The sequence below is a fragment of the Stutzerimonas stutzeri RCH2 genome (assembly GCF_000327065.1).
Classification (GTDB): Bacteria; Pseudomonadota; Gammaproteobacteria; order Pseudomonadales; family Pseudomonadaceae; genus Stutzerimonas; species Stutzerimonas stutzeri_AE.
In genome coordinates this window covers 1283077-1310004 of sequence record NC_019936.1, presented here as the reverse complement: position 1 = coordinate 1310004, position 26928 = coordinate 1283077, and the positions used below count along the sequence as shown (strand labels likewise).

At 63.5% G+C, this 26928-nt stretch carries 26 protein-coding genes; 16 read left to right on the top strand and 10 right to left on the bottom strand.

What is annotated here, in order from left to right; all coding sequences use genetic code 11:
* Positions 1 to 3: 3 nt before the first annotated feature.
* The 3 genes from PSEST_RS05880 to PSEST_RS05870 form a co-directional block, all read right to left on the bottom strand.
* Entirely contained in the window at positions 4 to 822 is an 819-nt protein-coding gene (locus tag PSEST_RS05880; RefSeq protein ID WP_198286406.1) for a metal ABC transporter permease, read from the bottom strand.
* A 41-nt stretch (positions 823 to 863) separates the two neighbouring features.
* Positions 864 to 1535, bottom strand: coding sequence for a metal ABC transporter ATP-binding protein (locus tag PSEST_RS05875; RefSeq protein ID WP_015276088.1), 672 nt, complete (start codon positions 1533 to 1535; stop codon positions 864 to 866).
* 306 nt (positions 1536 to 1841) lie between these two features.
* Positions 1842 to 2597, bottom strand: a complete 756-nt coding sequence (locus PSEST_RS05870) for a GntR family transcriptional regulator (RefSeq protein WP_015276087.1) — start codon at positions 2595 to 2597, stop codon at positions 1842 to 1844.
* A 347-nt stretch (positions 2598 to 2944) separates the two neighbouring features.
* Between PSEST_RS05870 and PSEST_RS05865 the strand changes: the two genes are divergently transcribed.
* Entirely contained in the window at positions 2945 to 4291 is a 1347-nt protein-coding gene (locus PSEST_RS05865) for an NCS2 family permease (RefSeq protein WP_015276086.1), read from the top strand.
* 80 nt (positions 4292 to 4371) lie between these two features.
* Positions 4372 to 4998, top strand: a complete 627-nt coding sequence (locus tag PSEST_RS05860; RefSeq protein ID WP_015276085.1) for a LysE family translocator — start codon at positions 4372 to 4374, stop codon at positions 4996 to 4998.
* A 200-nt stretch (positions 4999 to 5198) separates the two neighbouring features.
* Here PSEST_RS05860 and uraH (PSEST_RS05855) read toward each other — a convergent pair whose 3' ends face one another.
* Complete coding sequence (gene uraH / locus PSEST_RS05855; protein ID WP_015276084.1) at positions 5199 to 5552, bottom strand: hydroxyisourate hydrolase; 354 nt, start codon at positions 5550 to 5552, stop codon at positions 5199 to 5201.
* 280 nt (positions 5553 to 5832) lie between these two features.
* Here uraH (PSEST_RS05855) and puuE point away from each other — a divergent pair, with 280 nt between their 5' ends.
* The 11 genes from puuE to PSEST_RS05800 all read left to right on the top strand — a co-directional run bounded on the left by puuE (position 5833) and on the right by PSEST_RS05800 (position 17788).
* Positions 5833 to 6765 (top strand): allantoinase PuuE, encoded by a 933-nt coding sequence (gene puuE / locus PSEST_RS05850; RefSeq protein ID WP_015276083.1) that lies wholly within the window; start codon positions 5833 to 5835, stop codon positions 6763 to 6765.
* Complete coding sequence (gene uraD, locus PSEST_RS05845) at positions 6762 to 7277, top strand: 2-oxo-4-hydroxy-4-carboxy-5-ureidoimidazoline decarboxylase (RefSeq protein ID WP_015276082.1); 516 nt, start codon at positions 6762 to 6764, stop codon at positions 7275 to 7277. Before puuE ends, uraD begins: the two co-directional genes overlap by 4 nt.
* A gap of 60 nt (positions 7278 to 7337) precedes the next feature.
* A complete protein-coding gene (alc, locus tag PSEST_RS05840) occupies positions 7338 to 8333 on the top strand; it encodes an allantoicase (RefSeq protein WP_015276081.1) in 996 nt (331 codons plus the stop codon).
* A 110-nt stretch (positions 8334 to 8443) separates the two neighbouring features.
* A complete protein-coding gene (locus PSEST_RS05835) occupies positions 8444 to 8956 on the top strand; it encodes an ureidoglycolate lyase (RefSeq protein WP_015276080.1) in 513 nt (170 codons plus the stop codon).
* Between the two features lie 87 nt (positions 8957 to 9043).
* Positions 9044 to 10270 carry a urate hydroxylase PuuD gene (locus PSEST_RS05830; protein ID WP_015276079.1) on the top strand — a complete coding sequence of 409 codons (1227 nt, stop codon included), beginning with the start codon at positions 9044 to 9046 and terminating at the stop codon, positions 10268 to 10270.
* A 147-nt stretch (positions 10271 to 10417) separates the two neighbouring features.
* On the top strand, positions 10418 to 11758 hold the full coding sequence (locus PSEST_RS05825) for a nucleobase:cation symporter-2 family protein (protein ID WP_015276078.1): 1341 nt from the start codon (positions 10418 to 10420) through the stop codon (positions 11756 to 11758).
* A 127-nt stretch (positions 11759 to 11885) separates the two neighbouring features.
* Positions 11886 to 13433, top strand: coding sequence for a cation:proton antiporter family protein (locus PSEST_RS05820; protein WP_015276077.1), 1548 nt, complete (start codon positions 11886 to 11888; stop codon positions 13431 to 13433).
* Positions 13434 to 13608: 175 nt separating this feature from the next.
* Positions 13609 to 15117 carry a nucleobase:cation symporter-2 family protein gene (locus PSEST_RS05815; RefSeq protein ID WP_015276076.1) on the top strand — a complete coding sequence of 503 codons (1509 nt, stop codon included), beginning with the start codon at positions 13609 to 13611 and terminating at the stop codon, positions 15115 to 15117.
* 83 nt (positions 15118 to 15200) lie between these two features.
* Entirely contained in the window at positions 15201 to 16028 is an 828-nt protein-coding gene (locus tag PSEST_RS05810; protein WP_015276075.1) for an outer membrane protein OmpK, read from the top strand.
* 200 nt (positions 16029 to 16228) lie between these two features.
* The gene (locus tag PSEST_RS05805; RefSeq protein WP_015276074.1) at positions 16229 to 17041 is read left to right on the top strand and encodes an outer membrane protein OmpK; all 813 of its coding nucleotides are present in this window, start codon (positions 16229 to 16231) and stop codon (positions 17039 to 17041) included.
* A gap of 123 nt (positions 17042 to 17164) precedes the next feature.
* On the top strand, positions 17165 to 17788 hold the full coding sequence (locus PSEST_RS05800) for a TetR/AcrR family transcriptional regulator (RefSeq protein ID WP_041756503.1): 624 nt from the start codon (positions 17165 to 17167) through the stop codon (positions 17786 to 17788).
* Between the two features lie 68 nt (positions 17789 to 17856).
* On the opposite strand, the gene PSEST_RS05795 is transcribed toward PSEST_RS05800, so the two are convergent.
* The 5 genes from PSEST_RS05795 to PSEST_RS05775 all read right to left on the bottom strand — a co-directional run bounded on the left by PSEST_RS05795 (position 17857) and on the right by PSEST_RS05775 (position 22732).
* Positions 17857 to 18309, bottom strand: a complete 453-nt coding sequence (locus PSEST_RS05795; RefSeq protein WP_015276072.1) for a PA2169 family four-helix-bundle protein — start codon at positions 18307 to 18309, stop codon at positions 17857 to 17859.
* 122 nt (positions 18310 to 18431) lie between these two features.
* Positions 18432 to 19682, bottom strand: a complete 1251-nt coding sequence (locus PSEST_RS05790; RefSeq protein WP_015276071.1) for an EAL domain-containing protein — start codon at positions 19680 to 19682, stop codon at positions 18432 to 18434.
* A gap of 146 nt (positions 19683 to 19828) precedes the next feature.
* Complete coding sequence (gene xth / locus PSEST_RS05785; RefSeq protein WP_015276070.1) at positions 19829 to 20620, bottom strand: exodeoxyribonuclease III; 792 nt, start codon at positions 20618 to 20620, stop codon at positions 19829 to 19831.
* Between the two features lie 82 nt (positions 20621 to 20702).
* Positions 20703 to 22061: a heavy metal sensor histidine kinase gene (locus PSEST_RS05780; protein WP_015276069.1), complete on the bottom strand. Its 1359-nt coding sequence runs from the start codon at positions 22059 to 22061 to the stop codon at positions 20703 to 20705.
* Positions 22058 to 22732, bottom strand: coding sequence for a heavy metal response regulator transcription factor (locus tag PSEST_RS05775; protein ID WP_015276068.1), 675 nt, complete (start codon positions 22730 to 22732; stop codon positions 22058 to 22060). The genes PSEST_RS05780 and PSEST_RS05775 overlap by 4 nt, the downstream gene beginning before the upstream one ends.
* Positions 22733 to 22874: 142 nt before the next feature.
* Between PSEST_RS05775 and PSEST_RS05770 the strand changes: the two genes are divergently transcribed.
* Together PSEST_RS05770 and uraH (PSEST_RS05765) are read left to right on the top strand one after the other, a co-directional pair.
* Positions 22875 to 23378 carry a GlcG/HbpS family heme-binding protein gene (locus tag PSEST_RS05770; RefSeq protein ID WP_041756500.1) on the top strand — a complete coding sequence of 168 codons (504 nt, stop codon included), beginning with the start codon at positions 22875 to 22877 and terminating at the stop codon, positions 23376 to 23378.
* A gap of 16 nt (positions 23379 to 23394) precedes the next feature.
* Positions 23395 to 23805 (top strand): hydroxyisourate hydrolase, encoded by a 411-nt coding sequence (uraH, locus tag PSEST_RS05765; RefSeq protein ID WP_015276066.1) that lies wholly within the window; start codon positions 23395 to 23397, stop codon positions 23803 to 23805.
* Positions 23806 to 23810: 5 nt separating this feature from the next.
* Here uraH (PSEST_RS05765) and PSEST_RS05760 read toward each other — a convergent pair whose 3' ends face one another.
* Positions 23811 to 24719, bottom strand: coding sequence for a LysR family transcriptional regulator (locus tag PSEST_RS05760; protein WP_003285095.1), 909 nt, complete (start codon positions 24717 to 24719; stop codon positions 23811 to 23813).
* Positions 24720 to 24971: 252 nt separating this feature from the next.
* Here PSEST_RS05760 and gcl point away from each other — a divergent pair, with 252 nt between their 5' ends.
* On the top strand, positions 24972 to 26753 hold the full coding sequence (gene gcl, locus PSEST_RS05755) for a glyoxylate carboligase (protein ID WP_015276065.1): 1782 nt from the start codon (positions 24972 to 24974) through the stop codon (positions 26751 to 26753).
* The last annotated feature ends 175 nt before the right edge of the window (positions 26754 to 26928 follow it).

Below are 26928 nucleotides of genomic sequence, written 5' to 3'. Positions count from 1 at the left end.
ACCTCAAACAGTGATGGGGAAAGTAGTCGAGCGCAACAGGCCATTTACCGGGCCTGCTACCAGCGAGAACAGATAGAAAACGCCGGCCAGGAGCACGATGCACGGCCCGCTGGGCAAGCTGGCGTAGAAGGAAAGAACGAGCCCGAGCCACACGCAGAGCGCGCCGATCAGCGCGGCAAGCGGTAACAGGATCAACAGCCGCCGGCTCCAGAAACGCGCGGCCGCCGCGGGCAGCATCATCAGCCCCACCACCATCAACGCGCCGATGGCCTGGAAGCCGATCACCAGATTGAGCACCACCAACGTCAGAAACGCCGCGTGTGCCAATGGGCCGAAGCGGCTGATGCTGCGCAGAAACAGCGGATCGAGGCTGTCCAGCGTCAGGGCGCGATAGCTCAGCGCAAGCACCACCAGGCTGAACAGGGCGGTGCCAAGCATGCCGTACAGGGTCGGGGTATCGACTGCCAACGCCGAGCCGAACAGAAGATGCAGCAGATCCAGCTTGCGCCCGGCCAGGCCAAGGAGCAGTACGCCGCTGGCCAGCGAAATCGGATAGAGCGCGGCCAGGCTGGCATCCTCGCGCAGCCCGGTGCGCCGTGTGACCCAGGCGGCGGCGCCGGCCATGCCAAGGCCAGCTACCAGCCCGCCGGCGGTCAACGCCGGCAGGCTCAAGCCAAACAGCCAGAACGCCAGCGCGGCACCGGGCAGGATGCCATGGGCGATCGCATCGCCGATCAGGCTCATCCGCCGCAGGATCAGAAACACGCCCAGCGGCCCCGCGCTGCAGGCCAGCGCAACGCCACCAAACAGTGCCCGGCGCATGAAGGCGAACTCACCGAACGGCGCCCAGAGCAGATCCGGTGTCACGCGACCTGCCCAAGCCGTTGCCGCTCGGCCATGAACTGGCGGATCGGTGCCTTGACGCAACCGCTGCGGGCGATCAACAACCCATCACAGTGGTGATGACTCAGCCCGGCAAGGTTATGGCTGACCAGTACCAGTGTCCTGCCCTCGTGCCGCCAGCGCTCGATGTGTTGCCAGAGCAGACGCAGGCCGACATCGTCCAGCGCCGCCTCGGGCTCGTCGAGCAACAACACCTGGGCATCGGTCAAGCTCAAGCGCGCCAACAGGGCGCGCTGCAGCTCTCCGCCGGACAACGCATGCAGCCCCTGGGTTTGCAGATCGAGCAGGCCCCAGTCCGCCAACGCTTGGCGCAGTCTTGCCCGACGCTCGTCGCGCCCGAGCCGGCTACGCCAGAAACCGGCGCTCACCAGTTCGGCGACTCGGATTGGAAACTGCCTGTCCACATGTTGCTGCTGCGGCAGATAGGAAACACCGCCCAGCAGCGGTACGCCCAGCTCTATACGTCCCGCTAAGGGGCGACTCAATCCGGCGATTACCTTGAGCAGACTGCTTTTGCCCGATCCGTTGCTGCCAATGACAGCTGTCAGGCTGCCAGCAGCCAACCGCAAATCCAATGGCGGCGTAAGCGGGTGCCTACCCGCGCCCCATTGCAGGCTGTGGCATTCGATCATGGTTACCTCGTGTTCAGCCTTCCAGACCAAGCGCGCCGATCACGCCTCCGCTAAACAGCAAAAAGGCGATATCCGCACGCAGCATGTAATAGTTATAACATAACAATTACAGAAACAACTCGAGGTATTGCTCTGAGCAGCATGACGTACCGATCGGATCGGGAGCGCACGCGATCAGGGCTATGCCTGGTTGTTGAGGACGGTAGTGACTGCTTCTCGGCGATGGCGAGCCGGTAATGGCTCAGTCACCGCAGCAGGTGATAACTGACGGCGCCGACTCAGGACGAGCCAGCGCGCGGGGTAGCGCTAGCGAGCCGTGCGAGGCTTCTTCTTTGCCAGCGTCAGATGCGAGAAGACTGCGTGCAGGTCGCCCGAGGCGCTGTCTTCTTCGAGATTGAGCTTGCTGTCGATGTGGTCCATGTGGTGCATCATCAGGCGCACCGCCTTGTCGCTGTCGCGGGCGGCGATGGCGTCGATCAGCTCGTTGTGCTCGTCGTAGGAACAGTGCGAACGGCTGCCGCTTTCGTACTGCGCGATGATCAGCGAAGTCTGTGAAACCAGGCTGCGCTGGAAGCTCACCAGCGGCGCGTTCTTCGCCGCTTCAGCAAGCTTGAGGTGGAACTCGCCGGAAAGGCGGATGCCGGCGCCGCGATCACCGCGAGCGAAGCAGTCGCGCTCGTCGATCACCATCTGGCGCAACTCGGCCAGTTGCGCTTCGCTGGCATGCTGCACGGCCAGTTCGGTAATGGCGCGCTCCACCAGGCGGCGGGCGAAGAAGATCTGCCGCGCCTCCTCGACACTCGGGCTGGCCACCACCGCGCCGCGATTGGGTCGCAGCAATACCACGCCCTCATGGGCCAGTCGCGAAAGCGCGCGACGGATGATCGTGCGGCTGACGCCGAATATCTCCCCCAGCGCCTCTTCGCTGAGCTTGGTTCCCGGAGCGAGGCGCTGCTCGAGAATGGCATCGAAGATGTGGGCATAAACGATATCGTCCTGCGTCCCGGTGCGAATCTTGCCGGTTTTGTTCGGCTTCTTCAGGGGCTGCAATTGTTCGTTCATCGATGGCTCGCAAATGAGGTGTCGGCAAGGCCGAACTTTACTGGGTTCACGGCGTGACGGGCAGCTCGTCGGGCAAATAAATCGCGAAAAGTCCGTTTCGCTTGTGCACAAAAATGACGCCACCAAGTCACTGCCATAGGCAGATTACGTCTGTTAACTATTCGCCAGGCCAATCCACCCAGGTCACCGCTCGATTTAGTGTTTGCAATTCTTGTATACAAAAGCATAATCCAGACAGCCTTTCTGACCTTTCGGTCAACTACCGAGACAGACGGCCCACCATCACCCGCCCCTCGGGAGTTCTAGCGCTCCGGGTGATCGACAACAAGAACGATGAGGAACGCCCAGTGGAAAGCATCAAGCGCAAGCCCCAGGCTGCACCCTTGCAGCGCACCGCCCCCGTTTGGCTGGACCGCCTGTTCAAGCTCAGCGAACACCGCACCAGCATCCGTACCGAACTGCTCGCCGGCCTGACGACCTTCGTCACCATGGCCTACATCATCTTCGTCAACCCGAACATCATGGCCGACGCCGGCATCGATCACGGCGCCGCGTTCGTCGCCACCTGCATCGGCGCGGCGCTCGGCTGCCTGTTGATGGGCCTGTACGCCAACTGGCCGGTGGGCCTGGCGCCCGGCATGGGCCTTAACGCCTTCTTCACTTATACGGTGGTCGGCGAGATGGGCTACAGCTGGCAGATAGCCCTCGGCGCCGTGTTCATCTCCGGCGTGCTGTTCATGATCATGAGCCTGTCGCGCATCCGCGAATGGTTGCTCAACAGCATCCCCATGAGCCTGCGCTTCGCCATGGGCGCCGGGGTCGGCCTGTTCCTCGGGCTGATCGGCCTGAAGACCGCCGGCATCGTCGTCGATAGCCCGGCCACTCTGCTGACCATGGGTTCGTTCGGCGAGCCGACCGCCCTGCTTGCCGCGGTGTGCTTTCTGATGATCGCGGTGCTCAGCCACCGCAACGTATTCGGCGCGATCCTGGTCAGCATGCTGGCGGTCACCGCCATTGGCTGGGCGTTCGGCCTGGTCGAGTACAAGGGACTGGTGTCGATGCCACCGAGTCTGGCGCCGACCTGGCTGGCCATGGACATCGCCGGCGCGCTTAACCTGGCGATGGTCAGCGTGATCCTCGCCTTCCTCTTCGTGAACATGTTCGACACTGCCGGCACCCTGATGGGCGTCGCCCATCGCGCCAACCTGGTGAACGAGGATGGCAAGATCGAGAACCTCTCCCGCGCGCTGAAGGCCGACAGCAGTTCCAGCGTGGTTGGCGCCTTCGTCGGCTGCCCGCCGGTGACCAGCTACGTGGAAAGCGCCTCGGGCGTCGCCGCCGGCGGCCGCACCGGGCTGACCGCAGTGACCGTCGGCGTGCTGTTCCTGATCGCCATGTTCTTCGCCCCGCTGGCTGGCATGATTCCGGCGTATGCCACCGCCGGCGCGCTGATCTATGTGGCGATGCTGATGATGAGCGGCCTGGCCAACATCGACTGGAAGGACCACACCGACACCATCCCGGCCATCGTCACCGTGGTGATGATGCCGCTGACCTTTTCCATCGCCAACGGCATCGCGCTCGGCTTTCTGACCTATGCGACGCTCAAACTGCTGACCGGCCAGCGTGACAAGGTTTCGCTCAGCCTGTATGTGTTGTGCGTGATCTTCATCGCCAAGTTCGCGTTTCTCTGAACCGCGCCGGATAGCGTCCGACTCCACCGATAGCCCCACTGCCTGGCAGTGGGGCTTTTGCATAGGCCAAGGAGGCCCACATGACCCTTGAGATATGGCTGTTGTTCGCCGGAGCGGCGCTGGTGGTGATCCTGATCCCCGGACCGCTGTCGCTGTTGATGATCAGCAACAGCCTGAACTACGGACTACGCCGTTCCTGGCCAGCCTTTGTCGGCGGCGTGACCGCCTCCATCGCCCTGCTCAGCGCATCCGCTCTTGGCCTTGGCGCGTTGTTGATGGCCTCGGAGCGACTGTTCAGTGCGCTCAAGCTGGTCGGCGCGCTGTACCTGTTCTATCTGGCCTGGCAGAGCTGGCAGGAGGCGCGCCAGGCGCCCGCTGCCCGCGAGATCGAAAGCCCTGCCCTCGCCCCGCGCTTCAGCCGGCTGTTCGGCAGAGCGTTCATTCTAGGTGGTAGCAATCCCAAGGACATTCTCTTCTTCGCCGCCTTCCTGCCGCAGTTTCTCAGCGCGGGGCAGCCGTTGCTGCCGCAGCTGCTGGTAATGGTCGTCACCTGGGCAGTGCTGGATCTGTGCTGCAAGCTGGCCTATGGGCTTGGCGCGCAGGGAGCGGCGCGCTATCTGCGCACCGGCAAGGGGCATGTATGGTTCAACCGGACCAGTGCGGCGCTGTTTGGGGGCGCGGGAGCGGCGTCTTTGCTGAGCCGCTGACTTGGTCGGCGCTGGTAGCACCGGCTCGCGGCGTGATGTGGGGCGTTTCGCCGGCACTGGCGAATGTGAGCCACCGCGCAACGCGTCGTCCCCTGTAGCCTGCGCCGAACACCACAGGGCTAGCAAACTCACCCCATAAAAAACCCGCCATTACGGCGGGCAAAAGGGACTCCATAGAGTCAGCACGAACAAGAACCGCCTCAGCTACCCCGATAGGTCGAATAGCTGTACGGCGAAATCAGCAGCGGCACGTGGTAGTGATCCTGCCCGGCATCGATCCCGAAGCGCAGCACCACCTCGTCGAGGAACGCCGGCGCGCCCAGCTTTACGCCGCGACTACGGTAGTAGTCGCCAGCGTGAAAATGCAGCTGATAGACACCGGACAGATAGTCATCGCCCTCCAGCAACGGGCTGTCGCAGCGGCCATCGGAATTGGTTTCTCGGCTGGCAACCAGGGTTAACGCCTGGTCATCGACGCGATACAGCGACACCTTGATTCCGCTGCCCGGGCAACCATGGGCGGCATCGAGTACGTGTGTGGTCAATCGGCCCACGGGCACCTCCGCTTCGTTGAAAGGAAACTGACCCGAGCATAACCATGCCGACCAAGCCACTCAAGACAATTTGATGATTATTTTGTACACAATTTATCTGATGGCAGTTGGCCCGAACTCTGCAGGTCTCTACTCGCACCCACGCTGCGCGCGTAGCGATGCCTCCGGGCGGTTCAGCTGATACTTGAAGTAATTTGCTATTTACAAACGACACATCAATTTGTATACAATCGATTCATCCGGTCGAGCCAAGACGACCCGCCATACAGGAAGCACCTCAGTGACCGCCGACTACCCACGCGACCTGATCGGTTACGCCAGCAACCCACCGCACCCGCACTGGCCAGGCGATGCCCGTATCGCATTGTCTTTCGTACTCAATTACGAGGAAGGCGGCGAGCGTTGTGTGCTGCACGGTGACAAGGAGTCCGAAGCCTTCCTTTCCGAAATGGTGGCAGCGCAACCGTTGCAGGGCGTGCGTCACATGAGCATGGAATCGCTCTATGAGTACGGCAGCCGCGCCGGTGTCTGGCGCCTGCTCAAGCTGTTCGACCAGCACGCCATTCCGCTGACCATCTTCGCCGTGGCCATGGCCGCCCAGCGCCATCCGGAGCTGATCCAGGCGATGGCCAGTGCCGGTCACGAAATCTGCAGCCATGGCTATCGCTGGATCGACTACCAACACATGGATGAAAGCGAAGAACGCGAGCACATGCAGGAGGCCATCCGCATCCTCACCGAGCTCACCGGCGAACGGCCGCTGGGCTGGTATACCGGTCGCACCGGCCCGAACACCCGGCGTCTGGTGCGCGAAGAGGGCGGCTTTCTCTACGACTCCGACACCTACGACGATGACCTGCCCTACTGGGACCCGGAATCAACCCCGGAAAAACCGCATCTGGTGATTCCTTACACGCTGGACACCAACGACATGCGCTTTACCCAGGTCCAGGGCTTCAACACCGGCGACGATTTCTTCACCTACCTCAAGGACGCCTTCGACGTGCTCTACGCCGAAGGCTGCGAAGGCGCGCCGAAGATGCTGTCCATCGGTATGCACTGCCGGCTGCTCGGTCGCCCGGCGCGCCTGGCTTCGCTTGCCCGTTTCCTCGAATACGTGAAGGGCTTCGACAAGGTCTGGTGCGCTCGCCGCGTAGACATCGCGCGCCACTGGCATGCCACCCACCCTCTCACTGCGGAGCGCAATGCATGACACCTTTCAAGACGATCAAACCTTCGACGCTGGACCGCGACGCTTTCGTCGCCGCCTTCGCCGATGTCTACGAACACTCGCCCTGGGTCGCCGAGACGGTCTACGGCGCAGGCGCCGACGAGACGCTGGACTACGTCGAGGTGATGCACACCCGCCTCTCGCAGGCCATGCTCGCTGCCGATCACGACACCCAGCTGGCACTGGTCAACGCTCACCCGGATCTGGCCGGCAAGGCTGCCGTGCGCGGTGAACTGACCGCCGCCAGCACCTCGGAGCAGGCCGGTGCCGGCATTCATGAATGCACCGCCGAGGAGTTCGCCCGTTTCACCGAACTCAACGATGCCTACAAGGCCAAGTTCGGCTTTCCCTTCATCATGGCGGTCAAGGGCAGCAACCGGCACCAGATCCTTGCCGCGTTCGAAGAGCGCATCCACAACGACCCCGAGCGGGAGTTCGCCCGGGCGCTGGCGGAGATCAACAAGATCGCCCTGTTCCGCCTGCAGGCAATGTAACGACCGCAACAAAGCCAGTCTCGATATAAAACCGCTTCTCTCAGCCAAGGCAGACGAGTCATGAAAGCTTACGCCGCACCCTTCGAAAAATACGTCAACCTGGCTGATGCCCGCCTGGGCACGCGCGCCATCTCCGTCACCGACGACTGGTTCGCCGACGTCAACCGCCTGTTCCAGCCGACACCAGCGGTGTGGAAGGAAGGCGTGTTCGATGACAACGGCAAGTGGATGGACGGCTGGGAGTCGCGCCGCAAGCGTTTCGAAGGCTACGACCATGCGGTGATTCGCCTGGGCGTGCCGGGCCAGATCAAGGGCGTGGATATCGACACCAGCTTCTTCACCGGCAACTACCCGCCATCGGCCTCGCTGGAAACCTGCTACATCACCGACGGCGAGCCGAGCGACGACACCGTCTGGAGCGAAATCCTTCCGGCGGTCGAGCTCAAGGGCAACAGCCACCACTACCACGAGATCGCCTTCGACCAGCCGGTCAGCCATCTGCGCTTCAACATCTACCCGGACGGCGGCGTCGCCCGCCTGCGCGTGCACGGCATTCCGTACCGCGATTGGAGCAGCGTCGGCGACAACCAGCAGATCGACCTCGCCGCCGCACTCAATGGCGGCCGCGCACTGGCCTGCTCCGACGAGCACTTCGGCCGCATGAGCAACATCCTCAACCCGAACCGTGGCGAAAACATGGGCGACGGCTGGGAAACCGCCCGCCGCCGCACGCCGGGCAACGACTGGGTGATCGTCGCCCTCGGCCACCCGGGCGAGATCGAGCGCATCGTCGTCGACACCCTGCATTTCAAGGGCAACTACCCGGACAGCTGCAGTATCCAGGCGGCTTACGTCAAAGGCGGCACCGACAGCCAGATCGAAACGCAGAGCCTGTTCTGGCGCGAGCTACTGCCGAGCCAGAAGCTCTCGATGCACGCCGAACACGAGTTCGCCGAGCAGATCGCCAGGCTCGGGCCGATCACCCATGTGCGCCTGAACATCTTCCCGGACGGCGGCGTCAGTCGGCTGCGCCTGTTTGGCAAGGTGGCCCGCTAAGCGACCAGCCGGGGTAGCCGTGGTGGGCTGAAGCCCAGGCTACGGATCTGGCAGCCTCAACGGCGGTTTGCAGCCGCCTTCGATTCAGCAATCAAGACAACGAGCACCGCATGCGCACACTCAAGATCGAACCGTTGACCAAGGAAGCCTTCGCCCCATTCGGTGATGTGATCGAAACCGAAGGCAGCGACTATTTCATGATCAATAACGGTTCCACCCGCCGCTATCACAAGCTGGCGACGGTCGAGACCGCGCAGCCGGAAGACCAGGCGATCATCAGCATCTTCGCCGCCGACGCACTGGAGATGCCGCTGGCCATCCGCATGCTCGAACGACACCCGCAGGGCAGCCAGGCGTTCATACCGCTGCTCGGCAACCCTTTTCTGGTCGTGGTCGCGCCACTTGGCGATGCACCTGTACCGGGTCACGTCCGCGCCTTTCGCAGCAACGGCAGGCAGGGCGTCAATTACCACCGCGGCGTCTGGCACCACCCGGTGCTGACGATCGAAAAGCGGGATGAATTCCTGGTGGTCGATCGCAGCGGTTCTGGCAACAACTGCGACGAGTACTTCTTCACGGAGGATCAGCAACTCCTCCTCGACCCCCAACGGAAATCGACTTGAGTGCAGCCGCACTCACGACGCGCTCAAGCCGACTCCAATAAGAAGAAATGACGGCCGCTACGGCGACCGTGCAAAGAGGTAATCAACGTGGACGCACATCTGACCGAATGGCTGAACCTGAGTATTCGCTGGATTCACATGATCGTCGGCATCGCCTGGATCGGTGCCTCCTTCTACTTCGTCTGGCTGGAAAACAACCTCAACCGCAGTAACCCACGCGAGGGGCTTTCGGGCGACCTCTGGGCCATCCACGGGGGCGGTATCTACCACCTGGAAAAGTACAAGCTGGCCCCGCCGCAGATGCCGGAGAACCTGCACTGGTTCAAGTGGGAGGCCTACACCACCTGGCTGTCCGGTGTGGCCCTGCTGATGGTGGTGTACTACCTCAACCCGAGCCTGTACCTGATCGCACCGGGCAGTGAGCTGTCCCCCGCTGCGGCCATTGCCATCGGTTTCGGCTCGCTGATCGTCGGCTGGTTCGTCTATGACCTGCTCTGCGATTCGCCGCTGGGCAAGACCCCCGCCCTGCTCGGCCTGGTGCTGTTCGTGCTGGTGATCGCCGCATGCTGGGGCTATTCGCAGATCTTCAGCGGTCGCGCCGCCTATATCCACACCGGCGCCCTGATCGGCACCATCATGGTCGGCAACGTGTTCCGCATCATCATGCCGGCGCAGCGCGCACTGGTCGCCGCCATCGAGCAGAACCGCACGCCCGATCCGGTGCTGCCGGCCAAGGGTCTGCTGCGTTCGCGACACAACAACTACTTCACTCTGCCGGTGCTGTTCATCATGATCAGCAACCACTTCCCGAGCACCTACGGCAGCCAGTACAACTGGCTGATCCTCGCCGCCCTCGGCGCGCTGTCGGTGCTGGCACGCCACTACTTCAACACCCGCCACAGTGGCAACCGCTTCGCCTGGGCGCTGCCGGCCGCGGCGCTGGGCATGATCTGTCTGGCCTACGTCACTGCACCGAACCGCCAACCGGCACCAAACCTCACCGCGACCTCGCCGGAGCAGGCGAGCATGGCGAACCAGGCCACTGCCGGCGCCGCCGACTTCGCCAAGGTCAACGCGGTGATTCATGAGCGCTGCACCGTCTGCCATTCGGCCAACCCGAGCAGCCCGATGTTCAGTGCCGCGCCGGCCGGTGTCATGTTCGACAGCGCCGAACAGATCCGCCAGCAGGCGGCGAAGATCCACGCTCAGACCGTGGCCAGCCAGATCATGCCGCTGGGCAACATCACTCAGATGACTCAGGAAGAGCGCGACCTGCTCGGTGACTGGATCGCCAAGGGCGCCAGGGTCAACTGAGCCTGCTGCAAGCCGCACGCATAGCGTGCGGCTTTTTTATGCAACGCCGTTTCACCGTCGGGCACGCCCCCGGTGCAGGCCATACCGGCCCCTCCGTGCAGGGGGCTGTCGCGACAATCAATAACAAACGCGCCCGAGGTATCTTGCATGAACGATCTGAACGCCCGCCCCGCCGGGGCGAATCGGCTGCCCTGGCTGCAGCAATTGCTGGTGAGCCTGCAGCATGTGCTGCTGATGTACGGCGGCGCCGTCGCCGTCCCGCTGATCGTCGGCCAGGCCGCCGGACTGTCCCGCGACGAAATTGCCTTTCTGATCAATGCCGACCTGCTGGTCGCCGGCATCGCCACGCTGGTGCAGTCGCTGGGCATCGGCCCGCTGGGCATCCGCATGCCGGTGATGATGGGCGCCAGTTTCGCCGCGGTGAGCAGCATGGTGGTCATGGCCGGCATGCCAGGCGTCGGCATGACCGGTATCTTCGGCGCAACCATTGCCGCCGGCGCCTTCGGCCTGCTGATCGCGCCGTTCGTCTGCCGCATCGTGCGCTTCTTTCCACCGCTGGTGACCGGCACCGTGATTACCGCCATCGGCCTTTCGCTGTTCCCGGTGGCGGTGAACTGGGCCGGCGGCGGCAGCAGTACCAGCCAGTTCGGTAGCGTGCATTACCTCGGTATCGCGGCTGCGGTGCTCGGCACCATTCTGCTGGTGAATCGCTTCCTGCGCGGCTTCTGGGTCAACGTATCGGTGCTGATCGGCATGGGCCTCGGTTACGCCCTGGCCGGCGCGTTGGGCATGGTCGACCTCTCCGGCATGGCCGCCGCACCTGCCGTGCAGGTGGTCACGCCGAACCACTTCGGCGCGCCGACTTTCTCGCTGGCGCCAATCCTGTCGATGTGCCTGGTGGTGGTGATCATCTTCGTCGAGTCGGCGGGCATGTTCCTGGCGCTCGGGCGGATCACCGGCGAGACGGTCGACCCGCAACGGTTGCGCCGCGGCCTGCTGTGCGATGCCGGCGCGACCTTCCTGGCCGGTTTCATGAATACCTTCACCCATTCATCGTTCGCGCAGAACATCGGCCTGGTGCAGATGACCGGCGTGCGCAGCCGCTACGTCACCGCGATCGCCGGGCTGATCCTGATCGCCCTGAGCCTGCTGCCGAAAGCGGCATTCCTGGTCGCCTCGATACCCGCCGCAGTGCTCGGCGGCGCCGGTATCGCCATGTTCGGCATGGTCGCGGCGACCGGCATCAAGATTCTCCAGGAAGCCGATATCAGTGATCGACGCAATCAGCTGCTGGTCGCCGTGAGCATCGGTTTGGGCATGATTCCGGTGATTCGCCCGGAGTTCTTCGCCCAGCTGCCGCACTGGCTGGAGCCGATCACCCACAGCGGCATCGCCCTGGCAACACTGAGCGCGGTGGCGCTGAACCTGCTCTTCAATGTGCTCGGCGGCCCTGAGCGCGAGGCCCTGACCGGTTCGGCTCACGCCTGAGCGTCCACTGGCGGCCCGTGCCGGGCCGCCCCACCTACATCCTTCGCTCTGCCGCCACGAGGTCAGCTCGACAAGCCGGTACATCCCGTTAAAATGCCGCGCCCCTCCTCTGCGCCGGACGCCGCCCGTGATTGAAGCCAGCTGGATTGCCTTCGCCTTCGCCCTCGGGCTGCTTGCCCGCTTCATTGGCCTTCCGCCACTGATCGGCTATCTGGGCGCCGGTTTTGCGCTGGCCGCGGCCGGTGACTATGTCGGCGTCACCCAGGACGACAGCATCATCCTCGACCATCTGGCGCATCTGGGCGTGCTCCTGCTGCTGTTCACCGTGGGGCTCAAGCTCAAGCTTGGCAATCTGGTGCGCCGCGAAGTCATTGGCGGCAGCCTGCTGCACTTCTTCATATCCAGCGTACTGGTGCTGCCGGCGATCATGCTGATCCTCGACAGCGACTGGCGCGAAGCAATGCTGCTGGCCATTGCCCTGTCATTCTCCAGCACCGTGCTGGCGGCCAAGGTGCTGGAAAGCAAGCGCGAGCTGCGCGCCTTCCACGGCCGCGTCGCCATCGGCGTGCTGATCATCCAGGACCTCATCGCCCTGGTGGTGATGAGCCTCGCCGCCGGCAAGTTGCCTTCCGCCTGGGCGCTGCTGGTGTTTCTGCTGCCGCTGCTGCGCCCCGTGCTGTTCCGCCTGCTCGACCACAGCGGTCACGAAGAACTGATGGTACTGCTCGGCCTGATGCTGGCACTGGTCGCGGGCGGCCTCGGTTTCGAATACGTGGGCCTGAGTTCCGAACTGGGCGCCCTGGCCTTCGGTGCCATGCTCGCCAAGCACAAGCGCGCCAGCGAGCTATCCAACTCGCTGTGGGCGATCAAGGAAGTGTTCCTGGTCGGCTTCTTCCTGAAGATCGGCATCGGCGGGCTACCGGATGCCGACGCCCTGTGGTTCGCCTTCGCCATGGCGTTGCTGCTACCGCTCAAGGGCGTGCTGTTCTTCGGCCTGTTCATCGCCTTCCGCCTGCGCGCACGCAGCGCCTTTCTCAGCGCGGCCAGCCTGACCAACTACAGCGAGTTCGGCCTGATCGTCGCCAGCGTGGTACTGCCGCAATGGTTGATGCCCCTGGCGATCACGGTCGCCCTGTCATTCATCATTTCCGCACAGCTCAACCGCATCGCCCACCCGCTGTACGAACGCCTGGCGCCGCGGTTGATTCGCTGCGAGCGCAACATTCGCCACCCCGACGAGCAACCGGTGTCGCTGGGCGACGCGCGCATCCTGATCATGGGCATGGGGCGCACGGGGCGGGCCGCCTACGATTATCTGGCGCAGAAGGGCTTTCGCCTGATTAGCCTGGATTCAGACCCGGTGATGGTAGAAAAAAGCACCCAGGAAGGGCGCAAGATTCTCTTCGCCGACGCCGAGGACCAGATGTTCTGGCAGAGCCTGGAGATGAACCAGGTCGAGGCCGTGATCCTGGCGATGAACGACCCGGAGGCCAAGATCATCTCCACTCGCAAGCTGCGCGAAAGCGGCTTCCGCGGGCTGGTCGTCTCCCACGCCATGTACGAGGACATCGCCCAGCGCATTCAGGAAGCCGGCGCCGACCGTACCTATCTGACCATGAGCGAGGCCGGTGCCGGCCTGGCCGAAAACGTCGCACGGGAGCTGGAATCAAGATGAGGGTGCGACCATCGGTCATCTTGTACACAATCCAAAAATTTATTGTTCCAACGCCTGTCCACACATTGCTATAGTCGGGCCATCCGATCACCGACCCTACAGCCGGTGCAGCGGATAGAGGAGCCGTGACCCTCGAAAGCCCATGACCGTACAACAACAAATGGCAGGCTTGACCATGACCGCAACCGATTCGAGCAGCGGCACCGCTGCTGCACCTCAGCAGGATCTGATCTACGGGCTGGACGATCGCCCGGCTCCCCTTCCGGCACTCTTCGCGGCGCTGCAGCACGTACTGGCGAGTTTCGTCGGCGTCATCACCCCTACCCTTATCGTCGGCAGCGCCCTGGGCCTGGGTGCCTATGTGCCCTATCTGGTCAGCATGGCGCTGTTCGTCTCCGGCCTCGGTACCTTCGTCCAGGCCAAGCGCATCGGCCCGATCGGCTCCGGATTGCTCTGTCTGCAGGGCACCAGCTTCGGTTTTCTCAGCGCAATCCTCAGTGCCGGCTTCATCGTCAAGGCACGCGGCGGCACGCCTGAAGAGATTCTCGCCACGCTGTTCGGCGTGAGTTTCTGCGCGGCCTTCGTCGAAATCGCCTTCAGCCAGTGCATCAACAAGCTGCGCCGGGTGATCACCCCTGTCGTCACCGGAACGATCATCTGCCTGATGGGGCTGTCGCTGATCAAGGTGGCGATGACCGACATCGCTGGCGGTTACGGCGCGCCTGACCTGGGTGCACTGTCCAACCTCGCCCTGGCGGGTCTGGTGATCGGCATCATCGTGGTGCTCAACCGCTTCCCCTGGCCGGTGCTGCGACTGTCCGCGGTGATCGTCGCACTGTCCATCGGCTACGCCGTGGCACTGGCGATGGGCAAGGTCGATCTGTCCGGCCTGGGCGACCTGCCCTTGGTCAGCGTGCCGCAGCCGTTCCGCTTCGGCTTCGCCTTCGACTGGATGGCATTCATCCCGATCGCCGTCATTTTCCTGATCACTCCGCTGGAAACCGCAGGCGACCTCACCGCCAATTCGATGATCTCGCGCCAGCCGGTGCGCGGGCCGCTGTACATGCGCCGCATCAAGTCCGGCATTCTCGCCGACGGCTGCGCTTCGGCCACCGCCGCCGTGTTCAACAGCCTGCCGATGACCACCTTCAGCCAGAACAACGGTGTGATTCAGCTGACCGGCGTCGCCAGCCGCCATGTGGGCTTCTATATCGCCGGGTTGCTGGTACTGCTGGGCTTGTTCCCGGCGGTCGGCGGCGTGCTGCAGGCGATGCCCAAGCCGGTGCTCGGCGGTGCCACGCTTATCATGTTCGGCACGGTGGCCATCGCCGGCATCAAGATCCTCGCCGAAGCGGGCCTGCACCGGCGCAACATGCTGATCGTCTCGATCTCCCTCGGCATGGGCCTGGGCGTTGCCAGCGTGCCGGAAGTGCTGAGCGCGATGCCCGACGTACTGAAGAACATCTTCGGTTCGCCGATCACCATCGGTGCCTTCAGCGCCATCCTCCTCAACCTGTTCCTGCCGCGCGAAGCATCCGAGCGCGACGTGTTCGACCCGGATGAGCTGATCGAGGACGCCGTGGGCACCAACACCCTGTCGGTGAACATCCCCGATTACCGGGGGCACGACGGCCACCGTCGCGACGCCTTGCCGCAACCCGCAGGCGCCGACTTCAAAGGCTGATCCCCCCCTTCGCTACAAGCCGTGCGACCGGAGCAGTGCCGGTCGTGCGGCCCTGCCTATAACAAAAACACAAGGGAATCCCCATGCGACTGAAGACTGCCCCCTGCTGCCTGGCGCTCACCGGCGCTCTGCTGACCACCCCTGCCCTGGCTGCCGACCTGATGCTCTGGCAGAACAACAGCCTGACCTACCTGTACGGCAAGAACTTCGCTGTGGACTCGGGCGAGGACGGCCGCGAAGCCTCGATCCAGCAGACCATCACCTTCGAACACGCCAGCGGCTGGAGCTGGGGCGACATGTTCCTGTTCGTCGACCACAAGTGGTTCAATGGCCACTCCGGCAAGGACGGCCGCACTTACTACGGCGAATTCAGCCCGCGGCTGTCGCTCGGGAAACTCACCGGCACCGAGCTTTCGTTAGGCCCGGTCAACGATGTGCTGATCTCCGCCACCTACGAGCGCGGTGAAAGCCTGGCGAACGGGACACCCAACCAGAACTACCTGCTCGGGCCGGCCGTCGACCTCAGGGTACCCGGCTTCGACCGTTTCGCCGTCAATACCTATTACCGCAAACCCGACGGCGCTACCGGCAAGCCAAGCGGTCAGTGGCAGATCACTCCGACCTGGGCCATGACCATCCCGGTGGGCAAATCCGACATCCTGTTCGACGGCTATATCGACTGGGTGGTCAACGACGCCGGCTCCAAGGCACGCGGCAACTACCTGGCAAAGAACTTCCACTTCAACCCACAGGTGAAGTACGACCTCGGCAAAGCCATGGATAGCCAGCCAGGCCGGCTCTATGTCGGCATCGAATACGACTATTGGGCCAACAAGTACGCGATTGAGGACAGCCGCAACTTCAACACCGATAACAACGTGGCGAACCTCATCGTCAAGGCGCACTTCTGACGGCCGCACAGAACGGGGCCGCCCAGTCGGGGTGTCCCGTTCATGCCTCATGACAGCCACGACGTCGACTGCGACACCATGTCCTGATAAATCATCTGAAAGCGGCAATCCCTTGATTTGACGCGCTTCTCGCACGGTCGTGGTTCGCAGACAATATGACCAGTAGCCATCAACTAAACGCACCGCTAGGGACAAACCATATGCACATCAAGACCGCCCCACTCGCCGTCGCGCTTGCCGGCAGCCTGCTGACCGCTCCGGTAATGGCCGAAGGTCTGCTGCACTGGCAGAGCAACAGCCTGACCTACCTGTACGGCAAGGACTACAAGATCGATTCGCCGATCCAGCAGACCGTCACCTTCGAGCACGCCAACGGCTGGAAGTATGGCGACACCTTCTTCTTCGTCGACTCGATCCACTACAACGGCAAGGGTAACGACAACGGCCGAGACGACAGCTCCTTTTACGGCGAATTCTCGCCACGCCTGTCGTTCGGCAAGATCTTCCAGCGTGACCTGAGCATCGGCCCGATCACCGACGTGCTGGTCGCCATGACCTACGAGTTCGGTGAAGGCGATGTGGAAACCTACATGATCGGCCCGGGCTTCGACCTCAACGTTCCCGGCTTCGACTACTTCTCCGTGAACTTCTACCACCGCAACACCGACGGTGACCGCGTGGGGGACGGCGTCTGGCAGATCACCCCGGTATGGGGCTACACCCTGCCAGTGGGCAATTCCGACATCCTCATCGACGGCTTCATCGACTGGGTAGTCGACAACGACCGCAACTCTCGCGGCGAGGAATACCACGCCAACTTCCACTTCAACCCGCAGATCAAGTACGACCTGGGCAAGGCGATGAACTGGGGCGAGAAGCAGCTGTACGTCGGCATCGAGTACGACTACTGGACCAACAAGTACGGCATCGAGGACGGCGGTTACGTCAGCCAGAACTTCGTTGGCAAGACCGACCAGAACACCTTCAGCGCCATCGTCAAGGCGCATTTCTAAGCGCTGCTGCGAAGGGGCAACGCGCCCCTTCGCCTTCCCTCGCCGTTCGGTTGAGGGGCTCGCGAACAGGGTGCTAGCATGCGGACGCTTGTCCGTATCGCCGGCAGCCAGCGAAAGGCCCCCATGTCCAGTATCCGTGAGCGCAACAAAGAGCTGATTCTCAAAGCCGCCAGCGAAGAGTTCGCCGAAAAAGGCTTCGCCGCGAGCAAAACCAGCGACATTGCCGCCCGCGCTGGGCTGCCGAAGCCCAACGTCTACTACTACTTCAAGTCCAAGGAAAACCTCTATCGCGAGGTGCTGGAGAGCATCGTCGAACCGCTGCTCGAAGCCTCGGCGCCGTTCAACCAGCCGGGGCATCCGGCCGAGGTGCTGCGCGCCTACATCCGCACCAAGATCAGGATTTCCCGCGACCACGCCTGCGCTTCCAAGGTGTTCGCCAGCGAGATCATGCACGGCGCTCCGCACCTGTCACCTGAGCGCACCGCGCAGCTCAATGCGCAGGCGGCGCACAACATCGCCTGCATCCAGCGCTGGATTGACGACGGCCTGATGGCTGATATCGACGCAAATCACCTGCTGTTCAGCATCTGGGCGGCGACGCAAACCTACGCTGACTTCGACTGGCAAATCAGCACCGTCACCGGCAAGACCCGCCTCGACGATGCCGACTACGATGCGGCCGCCGACACCATCATCCGCCTTGTGCTCAAGGGCTGCGAGATCGCCGACCCACTCCACTCGGTCTGATTGGCAGAAACAAAAAAACGCCAGCAGAAGCTGGCGTTTTCATGCCGTATTGGCTGACGCGCGAATTATCAGCCGCGCGCGCGTGCGGCGTCGCGCAGTGCCTTGACCTGGTCGTGATTGCGCTGCACGCCCTGATACTGGCGTTCGACAACGATCCGCACCTCGGCCGGCAAATCCTTTTCCAGCGCCTTGCGGTAGCTCTTCACCGCCACGTCCTCGCCACGTTCGCACTCATTGAGAATCGCCTCATCGTCCTTGCCAGTGATCATCGCCTTGAGATCGACCCAGCGACGGTGCATGTCGGCCGAGAGGCTGGTGCTGGTTTCTGGATCGCCGCCCATCGAGCGCACCAGCTGCTGCAGCTCGGCCGCGGCGGTGGCGCAATCGCGCGAGCGCTGGTTCATGGTGCTTTTGAGCTGAGGATCGCGCAGGTCTTCGGCGCATTCGAGGAAGCCTTTTTCGCCGTCCTTGCTGGTCTCTATCAGGTCGTTGAGTACTGAAATCGTCTCTTTCGTATCCATCTTGTACCTCCTGCCAAGTCGACTCGGGAGGAGCCGCATCGCTGCGGCTCGCGTTAAAAGTCGACTGCCGGTGCACCACAAAGGTTCAGCGAAACCGCCGGAAGGCGGTGTGCCAGGACGACTCAGCCAGTCGCGGCACGCCTGCGCAGCGGCATCGGCCTGCCCAGCAGGTAGCCCTGCGCCTTGTTGACTTCCAGACGCCGCAGCATGGCGAGTTCTTCATGCGTCTCGACACCCTCTGCGACGACCTTGCAGCCGGTTTCCTCGGCGAAACGGATCAATGCGGCAGCCAGGGCACGACAGCCCATGTCGCTGTCGACATTGCGGATCAGGCTGCTGTCGAGCTTGATCACGTCCGGCTTGAGTTTGAGGATATGGCGAAAACTCGCATAACCGGCCCCGGCGTCGTCGACAGCCAGCCGCAGGCCTCTGCTGCGCAGTGGCCGCAACGCGTCGGCCAGCCTTTCGTAATCCTCGACCAGCGCATGCTCGGTGACTTCCAGCATCAGGCGGTCCAGCGGCTGCTCGCTCAGCACCTCGGCGACCGCTCCGGCCAGAATGGTCTCGGGTGAAACGTTCAAGGACAGGTAGCTATCCGCCGGCAGCAGATCGAAACCCTGCAAGGCCGCCTCGATCAGGGCGATCTCCAGTTCCTGCTGCAAGCCGACCTGGCCGGCATCGGCGAACCACTTGTCCGGGCTGCGCACAGGCTCGTCGGTGAACCGCGCAAGCGCCTCATGACCGACGATGCGGTTCTCCACCAGGTGCACGATGGGTTGGTAAACCACGCCGTAGGCACGCTTGGCGAGCACTGCCGCGACCCGATTTTGCTGAGTCTGCCGCGCCTGCTGGCTCTTTGCCTGAGTCTCCAGCAGCCGCCCGGCGAACGCCGCGAACAGACGCAGGGTATTGAGATCGCGGTCATTCAAGCTGCCGTCGGACCGGGTGCTGAAACAGCAGAACGTGCCGTACAGAGCGCCATCGCTGAAGCGAATGGGCACGCTCAGGTGCGCACCGACCGGTAGCTCGGTGGTCACCGGCAGCAGCAGCGCTTCGGCCAGCTGTGCGGCGTCGTGGATCAATTCCGGAAGACGCCCATCGACCACGCGCTGGCAGTAACTGTCTTCCAGCGGATTGGAATCCCCTACGCAGAGCGTTAGACGCTCGGTTCTCCCGTCGACGTGGCGGAATATGCGGGCGCCTTCGCTGAACTCGGCGATGAACGCCACTTCCATACCCAGATGGCTGCGCACCGCATGCAACGCCTCGCAGAGCATCGAACCGATCGGCATGCTGCCGGCTTCAAGTCTCGCCAATATCGCGACAGGGTCATCGCGGGTAATAGCCGTGGCTGATTGCAAATGTGCGAGCATCCAATTCTCCTTTGGCAAGCAGGCGGGCGGACTCCTTTTACCCGGGCCGCTGTTACATAGAACATGCGAAACCGTAGCGAATGGCCAGTGGGGCGTTGTGCCAACCGACCGGCGGCTTTACCCGCCCCAACCGCCACGAGGTCCGGCTATCCCTTGCCCATCGCCAGACTGACCCACGTCGGCGCATGGTCACTGGCATGCTCCTGTCCGCGTACCCAGCGGTCGACACCGGCATCCTGCAGGCGCGGCGCGAGGTCCGGACTGAGCAGAAGATGATCGATGCGCAGGCCGGAGTTCTTCTGCCAGTGCTGGCGAAAATAGTCCCAGAAGGTGTAGATGCGCTCGTCTGGGTAGCGGCTGCGCAGCGCGTCGGTCCAGCCCTGTGTCAGCAGGCGCGCGTAACATTCGCGGCTTTCCGGCTGCAGCAGCGCATCCTTCTTCCAGGAGCGCGGGCTGTAGATGTCCTCGTCGGTCGGCACCACGTTGTAGTCGCCGGCCAGCACCACCGGATGGCCGCTGGCGAGCAGGCCCGCCGCGTGCTCGATGAAGCGCTCGAACCAGGCCAGCTTGTAATCGAATTTCGGCCCCGGCTGCGGATTGCCGTTGGGCAGGTAGAGACAGGCGACGATCACGCCCTGCACCGCCGCTTCCAGGTAGCGGCTGTGGCTGTCATCCGGGTCGCCGGGCAGGCCACGGCGGATCTCCAGCGGCTCTCCGTCGCGGGCGAGGATTGCCACGCCGTTCCAGGACTTCTGCCCGTGCCAGATCGCGCCGTAGCCGGCCGCACGGATATCGTCGATGGGGAAGTCGGCATCCTGCGCCTTGAGTTCCTGCAGGCAGACCACCTCGGGCTGTTCGCGCTCCAGCCATTCGAGCAGGTTGGGCAGGCGTGCACGGATACCGTTGATGTTGAAGGTGGCGATTTTCAGTCGATCCACAGGCGTGTCTCTCGAAGGCGTTGTTATGACATTAGCTGTGACAGCGCGGTGTGGCATCCGTCCGAGGTGCCGGTAATCGGAATCAGGCTGATGTTGCAGCGAAACGCAGGGTGAATTCGGTCTGCCGGGAATCGCTACGCACATCAACCTCGCCGCCGTGCAGCTGCATGATCGAGCGCACGATGGCCAATCCCAGGCCGCCGGAATCACCCGGTTCCGCGCGTGACGGATCGCAGCGGTAGAAGCGGTCGAACAGCCGCGGCAGCTGTTCCGCCGCGATCGGCGACCCCTGATTGATCACGCTGACCCAGCGCCAGCCATCCTCTGAGCCGCTGACGATGCGCACAGGGCTGTCGCCCGCGCCATAGCGCAGCGCATTGGCCAGCAGGTTTGCCAGTGCTCGGCGAATCAGGTCGGCATCGCCAAACAGCTCGCCCTCGGTCTCGTCGAGCAGCTGGATGCCACGCTCTTCGGCGACACCCTCGAAGTACTCGCACAGCTGCTCGACCAATTCCGGCAGCGAAAAAGCCTGCCGCGTGATGGCCGTTGCCGGCTGCTCGGCACGGGCGAGAAACAGCATGCTGTCGATCATTCGCGCCAGGCGCTCGTACTCCTCCTGATTCGACACCAGCAGCGCGTGATAGGCCGAGGCATCGCGGTCCTTGTGCAACAGCTGCTGGGTCTGCCCCATGAGATTGCCCAGTGGTGTGCGCATCTCGTGGGCAAGGTCTTCGCTGAAGCGCGACAGGCGCGCGAAGCCCTGTTCCAAGCGATTGAGCATCTGGTTCAGCGCCCCACGCAGCGGCTCGAGTTCGCTGGGCATCGCCGATTCGTCCAGGCGCAGGTGCAGGTGCTGCACGTCGATCGCCAGCGCCTGACGGGTCAGGTGGCGCACCGGACGCAAGGCGCGCCGACTGATCAGCCAGCCAAGCACTGACGCCAGCAGCGCGCCGAGGCTCAACGCCCACCACAGTTTTACACGGTAGGCGGCGAGCATCTGCTCACGCTCAGCGAGCATGCGCCCGGCGACCAGGGTCAGCCCCGCCTCGCCCGGCAGGCGCCGCCAGGCCAGCCGCGCTCCATCTGTATCGGTCAGCTCCGCTGCAGCGCTGGCCGGCAATGTCGGAATGGACAGCCGCGCCGGGTTGATCTCGATCAGCGCGCGTCCCTGAGCATCGAGTAGCCAGAGCAGGCTGTCGCGATTACCCAGCATGTTCTCGTACAGCTGCGGACGTTGCCGTAGCGCCTCGATGCTGGCGCTGTCGTCCAGCAGCGCCTGCATACGCCCCAGTCGACCGAGTAGTGCCTGATCGTCACGCCAACTGATTTCACGCTCCAGCGAGCGGTACAGATACAGGCCGATGCTGCCCAGCAGCACGCTCGCCACCAGGGCGAAGGCCAGCGCCAGGCGCAGGCTGAGTGAACGCGGCAACAGGCTCACGTGGCGGCTTCCAGCACATAGCCCATACCGCGCACGGTGTGGATAAGCTTGAGCGGATAGGGGTCGTCGACCTTGGCGCGCAGGCGGCGGATCGCCACGTCGACCACATTGGTGTCGCTGTCGAAGTTCATCTGCCAGACCTGCGAGGCGATCTGCGCACGCGAGAGCACCTCGCCTTGGCGCAGCAGCAACAGGTGCAGCAAGGCAAACTCCTTGTTGGTCAGGCTGATGCGTTCGCCCTGGCGACTGACGCGACGGCGCAACAGGTCCAGCTCAAGATCAGCAACCTGAAAGCGCTCGACTTCCCGCGGCGGTCCGCGCCGCAGCAGGGTGCGTACCCGCGCCAGCAGCTCGGCGTAGGAGAACGGCTTGACCAGATAGTCGTCGGCGCCCAGCTCCAGCCCACGCACACGGTCTTCCACCGCATCGCGCGCGGTGAGGAACAGCACCGGCGTATGCGCCGAGCGCCTGCGCACCACCTGTACCAGCTCCCAGCCGTCGAGCCCCGGCAGCATGACGTCGAGGATCACCAGGTCGAAGGTCTCCTCCTCAATCAGGTATTTGCCATCGACGCCGTTGCGCGCCACCTCGACGCGATAGCCAGATTCCTCCAGCCCGCGCTTGAGGTAGTCAGCCGTCTTGGCTTCGTCCTCCACCACCAGAATTCGCATCGGATCACCTCGCTGATGGCGCATAGGTTATGGGAGTGGATGACCAAGCGGCCATTACAAAAGCGTAATGCGCAGGCAACGGTTCTGACGGGCAGGCATCGGCACCATGCGCTCCGCAGCCAAGTCACCCAAGGAAACCGATATGCGTCTCGCAGCCACACTGTCATTGCTGACCCTGGCATTACTTACCCCGGCCCTGAGCGCCAACGCCGCCACACCGGCACCGCTAACCCAGCAGAACGTCTCGCTGGCCCTGGCCGATGGCCTGATCCAGGCCACGCTGGACCAGTGCCACGCGGAAAACCGCACGGCGGTGGTCGCGGTGGTCGATCGCGGCGGCAACCTGGTTGCCCTGCGCCGGGACGACAACGTCGGCCCGCACAACACCCTCGCCGCGCAGCGCAAGGCCTACACCGCGCTGTCGAGCAAGACCCCGACCCGTCTGTTCGCCGAGCGCGCCGCCGCTACGCCGGACGCCGCCAACCTCAACACGCTGGATGAGCTGTTGCTGCTCGGCGGTGGCGTGCCGCTGAAGGTCGGCAACGAGGTGATCGGCGCCATCGGCGTGGCCGGCGCCGGCGGTGCCAAGAACGACGAGGCCTGCGCCATGGCCGCCATCGAAAAACTGCTGCCCTCCTCCCACTGAAGAAAAGGAAAACCCCATGAAAGCATTACGTTCCATCGCCGCCGGTTTGATGCTCAGCGGCCTGTCCGGTCTGTCCCTGGCCGCTGGCAACCCCCTCAGCGTGCATGTGCTGAATCTGCAAGACGGCCTGCCTTCGCCGGACGTCCGTGTCACCCTGGAACAGCGCCAGGGCGACAGCTGGAAATCACTCAACAGTGGCGAGACCAACGCCCAGGGCCGCATCACCGCGCTGTACCCCGAAGGCAAGGCGCTGGAAAAAGGTACCTACCGCGTCACCTTCAAGACCGGCGACTGGTTCGCCGCGCACAAGGCCAGCACCTTTTTCCCCGAAGTTCCAGTGATCTTCGAAGCCGATGGCAGCGTCGAGCACTATCACATCCCGCTGCTGCTGAGCCCTTACGGCTTCTCCACCTACCGCGGCAACTGAGCCGCTCAGCGCACTTCCCAATAGCCCGGTGCGTTGTAGATGTCCTTCAGGTAGTCGATGAAGAAACGCACCTTGGCCGGCAGGTAGCGCTGCTGCGGGTACACCGCCTGGATGTCGTAGGCCGGCAGCGCGTACTCGTCGAGTACCGTGACCAGCTCGCCGCGCTTGAGCTCGGCCTGGATCTCCCAGGTCGAGCGCCAGCCGATGCCCAGCCCCTGCTTGACCCAGTCGAACAGCAGCTCACCGTCATTGCAGTCCAGATTGCCGGCCACGCGGATCGCCACCTGCCTGCCGTCACGCAGGAAGGTCCAGCCACGCTGCTGGCCGCCCTGCAGGTTGAAGGCCAGGCAGTTGTGCTCGGTCAGCTCCTCCAATGCCGTCGGCGTGCCGTGGCGGGCGAAATATTCCGGCGAACCGCAGACCACCCGCCTGTTCGGAAACAGCCGCACCGCCACGTAGTTGGGGTCGGTCACCTCGCCGATGCGAATGCCCATGTCATAGCCGTGGCGCACCAGATCGACCACGCTGTCGGTGAAGTTGAACGACAGTTGCAGGTCGGGATAACGCGCCTGGAATGCCGGCGCGTGCGGGCCGATATGTCGCCGCCCGAATGCTGCCGGCGCCGATACCACCAGATGGCCACGCACCGAAGTGCGGTCGTGGCTGATGCTGGCATCCACCTCGTCGAAATCCTTCAGCAGCCCACGGGCGCGCTCCAGATACTGCTCGCCCAGATCGGTCAATGACAGCCCGCGCGTCGAGCGGTGCATCAGCTTCACACCCAGGTGCCGCTCCAGCGCATCCAGCCGCCGCCCCATCACCACTGGAGTGACGTTTTCCTTGTGCGCAGCCGCGGCGAAGCTGCCGCAATCGGCCACCAGCACGAAGCTGCGCAGGGTCGTGTAACGATCCATTCGATACTCCTGATATCGACAGAACTGAAGTCTCGGCCAATTCCGCCTGCGAATCCAGGGCGGCATGCTTGATCCACGTAGAAAAACTATCGAATAAAAAGACAGCCACGATCTAGCGAGCTAGAGACCTGCAAGGCAAAAGCAGGCGAGGAAGCGGAGTTTGCTGGTGCAAATGAGCATTCCGAGCCTGGTTTTAACGCAGCAGGGCCGACGCGCAGCAGATCGTGATTCCAAGAATCAGGAGGAAGAACAATGGCCCGCATGAGAGCAATCGACGCCGCCGTCGCGGTATTGCGCAAGGAAGGCATCGACACCGCCTTCGGCATCCCCGGTGCCGCGATCAACCCGCTGTATTCCGCCCTGCGTGCCGACGGCAGCATCCGCCACATTCTGGCCCGCCACGTCGAAGGCGCCTCGCACATGGCCGAGGGTTACACCCGCACCAAGGCCGGCAACATCGGCGTGTGCATCGGCACCTCGGGCCCGGCCGGTACCGACATGATCACCGGCCTCTACTCCGCCTGGGCCGACTCCATTCCGATTCTCTGCATCACCGGCCAGGCGCCGCGTGCTCGCCTCTATAAAGAAGATTTCCAGGCCGTGGATATCGAGTCCATCGCCAAGCCGGTGACCAAGTGGGCCGTGACCGTGCGTGAGCCGGCGTTGGTGCCGCGCGTATTCCAGCAGGCCTTCCACGTGATGCGTTCGGGCCGTCCGGGGCCGGTACTGATCGACCTGCCGTTCGATGTGCAGATGGCCGAGATCGAGTTCGACATCGAGACCTACGAGCCGCTTGCCGTTTACAAGCCGGCAGCCACCCGCAAACAGATCGAGAAAGCCATCGACATGCTCTGCGCCGCCGAGCGTCCGCTGATCGTCGCCGGTGGTGGCATCTATAACGCCGGTGCCGAAGCGCTGCTGGTGGAATTCGCCGAGACCGTGGGCGTGCCGGTGATCCCGACGCTGATGGGCTGGGGCTCGATTCCGGATGACCATCCGCTGATGGCCGGCATGTGCGGCCTGCAGACCAGCCACCGCTACGGCAACGCCAACATGCTGGCTTCGGACTTCGTGCTCGGCATCGGCAACCGCTGGGCCAACCGCCACACCGGCTCGGTCGAGGTCTACACCAAGGACCGCACCTTCGTGCACGTGGATATCGAACCAACCCAGATCGGCCGGGTGTTCTCGCCGGACTTCGGCATCACCTCCGATGCCGGCGCTGCGCTGGCGCTGTTCGTCGAAGTCGCCAAGGAGCGCAAAGCGGCGGGCCAGTTGCCGGACCGTACGCCATGGGCCGCCGACTGCCAGGAGCGCAAGCGCACGATGCTGCGCAAGACGCACTTCGACAGCGTGCCGATGAAGCCGCAGCGCGTGTACCAGTGCATGAACAACGCGTTCGGCAAGGACGCCTGCTACGTCAGCACCATCGGCCTGTCGCAGATCGCCGCCGCGCAGTTCCTGCATGTCTACAAGCCGCGCCACTGGATCAACTGCGGCCAGGCCGGCCCGCTCGGCTGGACGATTCCGGCAGCGCTGGGTGTGGTCGCGGCGGACCCAACACGCAAGGTGGTGGCTCTGTCTGGCGACTACGACTTCCAGTTCATGATCGAGGAGCTGGCGGTGGGTGCGCAGTTCAAGCTGCCGTACATCCACATCCTGGTGAACAACGCCTACCTCGGCCTGATCCGCCAGTCGCAGCGCGGTTTCGAGATGGATTACTGCGTGCAGCTCGGCTTCGAGAACATCAATGCCGACCAGAGCGGCATGGAAGGCTACGGCGTCGACCACGTCGCGGTGGTCGAGGGCCTGGGCTGCAAGGCGATCCGCGTGTTTCGCCAGGAAGACCTGCGCCCGGCCATCGAACAGGCCCAGGCCTGGATGGCCGAGTACCGCGTGCCGGTGGTGATCGAGGTGATCCTCGAGCGAGTGACCAACATCGCCATGGGCACCGAGATCGACGCCATCAACGAGTTCGAGCCATTGGCCGAGCGCCGCGAGGATGCGCCGACGGCGGTTGGGTTGCTGGATTAGGCATCACCCACACGCGTGGAAAACGCTTCGCGGTTTTCCACCCTACGCCACGCCAGTGCAGTGCAGTGCAGTGCAACCGTAGGGTGGGTATCGCGAAGCATATCCACCGCAACGCAACACCCAGGGTGGTCACCACACCACCGTAATGCAGAACCGAATTTGATCCCTACAGATC